This is a genomic window from Rhodopseudomonas sp. G2_2311 (assembly GCF_047501505.1).
GTDB classification, from domain to species: domain Bacteria; phylum Pseudomonadota; class Alphaproteobacteria; order Rhizobiales; family Xanthobacteraceae; genus Rhodopseudomonas; species Rhodopseudomonas palustris_H.
The window spans coordinates 1-6,437 of sequence record NZ_JAZDRK010000043.1; the positions used below are offsets into that span (position 1 = coordinate 1).

At 65.2% G+C, this 6,437-nt stretch carries 7 protein-coding genes and 1 pseudogene; 7 read left to right on the forward strand and 1 reads right to left on the reverse strand.

Translation table 11 applies throughout. The features are described 5' to 3' along the window. Positions 1-116: 116 nt before the first annotated feature. Entirely contained in the window at positions 117-1,061 is a 945-nt protein-coding gene (locus VRZ08_RS24930; protein WP_414534240.1) for a cation diffusion facilitator family transporter, read from the reverse strand. 377 nt (positions 1,062-1,438) lie between these two features. Between VRZ08_RS24930 and sdhC the strand changes: the two genes are divergently transcribed. The 7 genes and pseudogenes from sdhC to VRZ08_RS24965 all read left to right on the forward strand — a co-directional run. Beyond that, positions 1,439-1,837 carry a succinate dehydrogenase, cytochrome b556 subunit gene (gene sdhC, locus VRZ08_RS24935; RefSeq protein WP_011155787.1) on the forward strand — a complete coding sequence of 133 codons (399 nt, stop codon included), beginning with the start codon at positions 1,439-1,441 and terminating at the stop codon, positions 1,835-1,837. Continuing rightward, entirely contained in the window at positions 1,834-2,247 is a 414-nt protein-coding gene (gene sdhD, locus VRZ08_RS24940; protein ID WP_107342467.1) for a succinate dehydrogenase, hydrophobic membrane anchor protein, read from the forward strand. Before sdhC ends, sdhD begins: the two co-directional genes overlap by 4 nt. A gap of 3 nt (positions 2,248-2,250) precedes the next feature. After that, on the forward strand, positions 2,251-4,074 hold the full coding sequence (gene sdhA / locus VRZ08_RS24945; protein WP_264053892.1) for a succinate dehydrogenase flavoprotein subunit: 1,824 nt from the start codon (positions 2,251-2,253) through the stop codon (positions 4,072-4,074). Between the two features lie 114 nt (positions 4,075-4,188). Then, positions 4,189-4,971, forward strand: coding sequence for a succinate dehydrogenase iron-sulfur subunit (locus VRZ08_RS24950; protein ID WP_011155784.1), 783 nt, complete (start codon positions 4,189-4,191; stop codon positions 4,969-4,971). Between the two features lie 233 nt (positions 4,972-5,204). Beyond that, on the forward strand, positions 5,205-5,696 hold the full coding sequence (locus VRZ08_RS24955) for a pyridoxamine 5'-phosphate oxidase family protein (RefSeq protein ID WP_414534242.1): 492 nt from the start codon (positions 5,205-5,207) through the stop codon (positions 5,694-5,696). Further along, positions 5,697-5,957, forward strand: a complete 261-nt coding sequence (locus VRZ08_RS24960) for a hypothetical protein (protein WP_414534243.1) — start codon at positions 5,697-5,699, stop codon at positions 5,955-5,957. It abuts the gene before it with no gap. Between the two features lie 269 nt (positions 5,958-6,226). Beyond that, positions 6,227-6,437, forward strand: a pseudogene (locus VRZ08_RS24965) (OmpA family protein); the annotation flags it as partial.

Below are 6,437 nucleotides of genomic sequence, written 5' to 3' on the forward strand. Positions count from 1 at the left end.
ACCCCGGCCTCCGCTTCGCTCGGCCGACCCTCCCCCAGGGGGAGGGGGGCCGCGTGCGGCTCGTCCTACAGGTCGCGTGCGCTTAGCACGAAGCGCGGCCAGTCCACGACGATCACCTACACCACGTGATCCGGCGCCAGGGCGCACACGGTGTTGGGGTCCGTTTCGATCTGCACGGTGGTGTGCGCGATGCCGAAATCGTGCTGCAGCTCGTGGGCGAGGTCGACCAGGAACGGATCGCCCGGCGAGCCGCCGGGCATCACCAGATGGCAGGTCAGCGCGACTTCGGTGGTCGACATCCCCCAGATGTGCAGGTCGTGCACTTGCGTGACGCCGGGCAATTTCGACAGGAACGCTCGAACTGCCGTCGGGTCGATGCCGCGCGGCACCGCGGCGAGCGACAGCGCGGTGGAGTCGCGCAACAGGCCCCACGTCCCCCACACGATCACCACCGCGACCAGCAGGCTGACGGCCGGATCGATCCAGTACCAGCCGGTGAACAGGATGATCACGCCGGCCACCACCACGGCCGCCGACACCGCCGCATCGGCCGCCATGTGCAAGTAAGCGCCGCGGATGTTGAGGTCGGTGTGCCGGCCCGACGCGAACAGCCAGACGGTGACGGCATTGATGACGATGCCGATGCCGGCCACCACCATCACGGTGATACCTGCGACTGGCTCGGGCGTGAACAGACGCACCACCGCTTCCCAGCCGATCGCGCCGACTGCGAGCAGTAGGAAGACGGCGTTGAACAGCGCCGCGAGAATCGAGGAGCCGCGTAGCCCATAGGTGTAACGCGCCGACGGCGGACGCTTCGCCAGCCCGGCCGCGATCCATGCCACCACCAGTCCGGCGACATCGGACAGATTGTGGCCGGCGTCGGCAATCAGTGCCATCGAGTTGCTGAAGTAACCGAATGCCGCTTCGGCAACCACGAACACCAGGTTCAGGGTGATACCGATCGCAAAGGCGCGGCCGAAATCCTTCGGCGCGTGGCTGTGACCGCCGCCGCCGTGCGCGGCACCGGGGCCGTGATGGTGATGATGATCGTGGCTCATGCAGACTGAACGCGGTGCTGCGGGACAGGGAAATCCCGGCGATGATGGCCAAACTGTCGCATGCGGCGGCGGGTCGCGAAAGCGGGCGCGCTGGCTGCCGATCAGAATTCGTCCAGTTTGCACCGAGCTGCAGCCGCCGCCTCGCGGCCGCAACTCGGTGCCGGCTCCCGGGTTGTGAATCGACCTTCAGCGCTCGGAGCACCCCGCCACCGAGGGAACGCTGCCAGGGCCTTGCATCGACGCGACTTCAAAAAATGAACTGAAATTCTGTGGATGTCATTTCATCGTTGCGCTCAATCAATGAGCTCCGTAAATAGAGGCACCTTCGCGAGCCTCTCCCCGGGGCCCTGTCCGCTCGCCGCCAACCGATTGAGCCGATGACCGCCAGGATCGAACGACCGCTTTCGCCTCACATGCAGGCCTACCGCTGGAGCCTGACGATGACGATGTCCATCGTCCATCGTGCCACCGGCATTGCCCTGTATTCTGGAACCTTGTTGCTGGCGTGGTGGCTGATCGCCTGCGCCGCCGGCCCGACCGCCTACGCCAACGTCCAGGCCTTTACCGGCTCCTGGATCGGCCGGTTGATCGTGTTCGGCTACACCTGGTCGCTGATGCACCACATGCTCAGCGGCGTCCGCCATTTCGTCTGGGACCTCGGCTACGGCTTCAAGACCGCCGACCGCGAATGGCTGACCTGGGCGGCGCTGATCGGCGGCATTGTGCTGACCGTTCTGCTCTGGGTGATTGCCTATTCGATGGGGGTGGCCCGATGAGCGGCGACGCACACGGCGCGCGCACGCCGTCCTCGATGCGCACCCCGATCGGCAAGGTCCGCAAATTCGGCCCGGCCGGTTCCGGAACCTCGGACTTCTGGCGTCAGCGCATCACCGGCGTCGCCATGACGCTGCTGATCCTGCCGACCATCGTGGTGATCATGATGCTGCTCGGCCGCAACCAGGCGGCCGCCGCGCAGATCCTCGGCTCGCCGCTGATTTCGCTGATCATGATCCTGTTCATCATCGCATCGGCGATCCACATGAAGATCGGCATGCAGGTGGTGATCGAAGACTACGTCCAGAACGAAAAGCTCAAGTTGGTCACCATCATGGCCAACAACTTCTTCTCGATCGCCGTGGCTCTGGCCGCGATCTTTGCGATTTTCAAAATGGCATCCGGAGTTTAAGGCATGGCGGCGAACGTCAACGGCGCCCCGGCGGCGGGCGGCTACGCCTATCCGATCGAGGACCACACCTATGACGTCGTGGTGGTCGGCGCCGGCGGCGCGGGCCTGCGCGCGGTGGTCGGCTGCAGCGAAGCGGGCCTCCGCACCGCCTGCATCACCAAGGTGTTCCCGACCCGCTCCCACACCGTGGCGGCGCAGGGCGGCATCTCGGCCTCGCTCGGCAACATGCACAAGGACGACTGGCGCTGGCACATGTACGACACCGTGAAGGGGTCGGACTGGCTCGGCGATCAGGACTCGATCGAGTACATGGTCCGCAACGCGCCGGAAGCGGTGTACGAGCTCGAGCATTGGGGCGTGCCGTTCTCGCGCACCGAGGAAGGCAAGATCTATCAGCGTCCTTTCGGCGGCATGACCACCGAGTTCGGCAAGAGCCAGGCGCAGCGCACCTGCGCGGCCGCCGACCGCACCGGCCACGCCATGCTGCACACGATGTACGGTCAGGCGTTGCGCCATTCGGCCGAGTTCTACATCGAGTTCTTCGCCATCGACCTGATCATGGACGATCAGGGCTGCTGCCGCGGCGTCGTGGCGCTGAAGCTCGACGACGGCACCATCCATCGCTTCAAGGCCCAGACCACCATTCTGGCGACCGGCGGCTACGGCCGCGCCTACGCCTCCTGCACGTCGGCGCACACCTGCACCGGCGACGGCGGCGCGATGGCGCTGCGCGCCGGCCTGCCGCTGCAGGACATGGAGTTCGTTCAGTTCCACCCGACCGGCATCTACGGTTCGGGCTGTCTGGTGACCGAAGGCGCCCGCGGTGAGGGCGGCTATCTGGTCAACTCCGAAGGCGAGCGCTTCATGGAACGCTACGCGCCGTCGGCCAAGGATCTCGCCTCGCGCGACGTGGTTTCGCGCGCGATGACGATCGAAATGCGCGAAGGTCGCGGCGTCGGCAAGAAGAAGGACCACATCTTCCTGCACCTCGACCATCTGGCGCCGGAAGTGCTGCACGAACGGCTGCCGGGCATTTCGGAATCGGCGCGGATCTTCGCCGGGGTCGACGTCACCCGCGAGCCGATTCCGATCCTGCCGACCGTGCACTACAACATGGGCGGCATCCCGACCAACTTCCACGGCGAAGTCGTCACCAAGAAGGACGGCGACGACAACGCGGTGGTGCCAGGCCTGATGGCGATCGGCGAAGCCGCCTGCGTGTCGGTGCACGGCGCCAACCGCCTCGGCTCCAACTCGCTGATCGACCTCGTGGTGTTCGGCCGCGCCGCGGCGCTGCGCTGCGCCGAGAAGCTGGTGCCGAACGGCAAGCAGCCCGAGCTGCCGGCGAACTCCGCCGACATGTCGCTCGGCCGCCTCGACAAGTATCGCTACGCCAAGGGCGGCACCCCGACCGCCAAGCTGCGCGAGCGGATGCAGCACGTGATGCAGAACAACTGCGCGGTGTTCCGTACCGGCGAAGTCCTCGCCGAGGGCAAGGAACTGATCGCCAACGTCTATGGTAGCGTCGGCGATGTCGGCGTGTCGGATCGCTCGCTGGTGTGGAATTCGGATCTCGTCGAGACCCTGGAATTCGACAACCTGATCGTCCAGGCGGTGGTGACGATGAACTCGGCCGCCAACCGCACCGAGAGCCGCGGCGCTCACGCCCGCGAAGACTTCCCGGATCGCGACGACGCCAACTGGATGAAACACACGCTGGCCTGGATCGGTGACAAGGGCGACGTGACGATCGATTACCGGCCGGTGCACGACTACACGATGACCAACGACGTTCAGTACATTCCGCCGAAGCCGCGGGTGTATTAATCGCCAGAGAACGAACTGTCATGCCCGGGCTTGACCCGGGCATCCATCATCTTCGCAAGAAGGTGGATTGCCGGGTCAAGCCCGGCAATGACGCGCAGAGCCAGAGGCAACGAGATGGTTGAATTCGCACTTCCGAAGAATTCGAAGATTGTCGGCGGCAAGACCTGGCCGAAGCCGGAAGGCGCGACCGAGGTTCGTGAATTCCGCGTCTATCGCTGGAATCCGGACGACGGCAAGAACCCGAGCGTCGACACGTACTACGTCGACAAGCACGACTGCGGCCCGATGGTTCTCGACGGCCTGATCTGGATCAAGAACAACATCGATCCGACCCTGACCTTCCGCCGCTCCTGCCGCGAAGGCGTGTGCGGCTCGTGCGCGATGAACATCGACGGCGAGAACACGCTGGCCTGCACCAAGGCGATGGACGACGTTCGCGACGACGCGGTGAAGATCAACCCGCTGCCTCATCAGCCGGTGGTGAAGGATCTGGTTCCCGACCTGACCAACTTCTACGCGCAGTACGCCTCGATCCAGCCCTGGCTGCAGACCGTGACGCCGACCCCGCAGAAGGAATGGCGTCAGAGCCACTCCGACCGCGAGAAGCTCGACGGCCTGTACGAGTGCATCCTGTGCGCCTGCTGCTCGACCTCGTGCCCGAGCTACTGGTGGAACTCGGACCGCTTCCTCGGCCCGGCCGCGCTGCTGCAGGCGACCCGCTGGGTCGAAGACAGCCGGGATGAGGCCACCGGCGAGCGCCTAGACAACCTCGAAGATCCGTTCCGGATCTATCGCTGCCACACCATCATGAACTGCGCCAAGGCGTGCCCGAAGGGTCTCAACCCGTCGGAAGCGATCGCCAATCTCAAGCTGAAGCTGGTCGAACGCCAGATCTGAGCTACGCAATCATCCATTTGTCACGACGGCCGGGCCTACGCCCGGCCGTTTTCTTTTGCTCACTACTTTCACTCCGTCATTGCGAGGAGCGCAGCGACGAAGCAATCCAGCGCTCCACGGCGCGGCGCTGGATTGCTTCGCTTCGCTCGCAATGACGGGAGTGGCGCGTTCACCTCCCCGGAACATCGCTGCAAAGCGATCGTTATCGCGGCTGACGCACAGGGAGATGAAACATGGCCGCAACCACCGATAACGAGGGCAATGCGCAGCACGCCTGGGATCTGATGAAGAAGATCACCTTCGCAATGCTGGCGACGCGCGACGGCGAAAAGATCCGCTCGCGTCCGATGGCCGCCTATGTGAGGCCCGAAGAAGGCGCGATTTATTTCCTCACCGACGTCCGCCGCCACAAGGATGAGGAGATCGCGCAGGATCACCACGTCAATCTCGGCTTCGCCAACGCCAGTGCCCAGAAGTACGTCTCGGTCACCGGCTACGCGGCGATTAGCAACGATCGCGCCAAGATCAAGGAGCTGTTCGGCACCGAGGCCAAGGCGTGGTGGGACAGCCCGGATGATCCGAACATCCGCGTGTTGAAGGTGACGCCCGAGGAGGCCGAGTACTGGGATTCGCCCGGCACCCTGGTGAGCTACGCCAAGATGATGGTGGCGGCTGCGACCGGCGGCCGGCCCGATCTCGGCGAGAACGCTAAGGTGGCGATCTAGATGGCGCCCGGCGAGCCTCAGGAAGTCCCGAACAATCCCGGACCCGCGACGCCTCCGCCGGAGGTGCCGCCGAGCACGCCCGGTACGCCGACCGAGCCGCCGCTGGAGCAGCCGCCGGGCAATCCTAATCCGGATATCCCGCCGCCGATCACCGAGCCGGGGCCGCCACCGCAGCCGGATGAACTCCCTGGACAGATGCCGGACGAACTGCCCGTGCGATCGCCTCCCGGTCCCGGCGCTCCCAATCCTGGCGTGGCGTGAGGTCGGCCCTCGCTGATCGTCAGGACGTCACCGCGTGCGTGTTAGTACGCTGTGTACCAACCAGTCATCTGTCGCCGTACTGCTTATCCCCGTCCTGAACTCCTGATGAATACCGCCGCGTTCGAGCCTCGAACGCGGCGGAATTATTTCTCTTCGGCTGAACCCAGTTGCCACAATTGAGCCTCACGCCTTGTCGTTCATCGGAACACGGCGGATCACCGTTCGACTGCGTCGCGCGACATCCGCCTGCTCCATTGAGGGTCTGTTTGATGACGAAGCTAAATGTTGCACTGCTCGCGACCACGGCGCTGACGCTCGGGTCGCTGATCGGTCATCCCGCGGCGGCCGAGAGCGCGTCCGCGCCGATGCTGCTCGCGCAGGCGGTGCAGGGCGGCCCAGCGCCGGCCCCGTCCGAGGAAAAGAAGAAGGAAGCGCCGCCGCCCGGCCCGCGCCCTGCACCCGCGCCGCCCAAGGCAGCTC